Annotated in this window: 1 pseudogene; it reads left to right on the top strand. The window is 73.9% G+C overall.

Annotation, left to right across the window (positions count from 1 at the left end):
• Window positions 1–238 (top strand): annotated as a pseudogene (locus QSK00_RS30360) (IS481 family transposase); the annotation flags it as partial.

Here is a 238-nt window from a genome sequence, read left to right as displayed (position 1 = left end):
GCGCTGGAAGCAGCGCCTGGGCCAGCTCGAGATCGCCGCCCGGCTCGGGCTGGCGGCCTCCACGGTGCACCTGTGGCTACGCCGCTGCGGCATCAGCCGGCTAGGCCACGTCGACCGGGCGACCGGGGAGCCGGTGCGCCGCTACGAGCACCCCCACCCCGGGGCGATGATCCACGTCGATGTCAAGAAGCTCGGGAACATCCCCGACCAGGGCGGATGGCGGTTCGTCGGCCGCGCC

The sequence above is a fragment of the Actinomycetospora sp. NBRC 106378 genome (assembly GCF_030269685.1).
GTDB lineage: Bacteria > Actinomycetota > Actinomycetes > Mycobacteriales > Pseudonocardiaceae > Actinomycetospora.
Note: the sequence above shows the minus strand (reverse complement) of the source record. Positions and strands in the feature narration are given on the sequence as shown.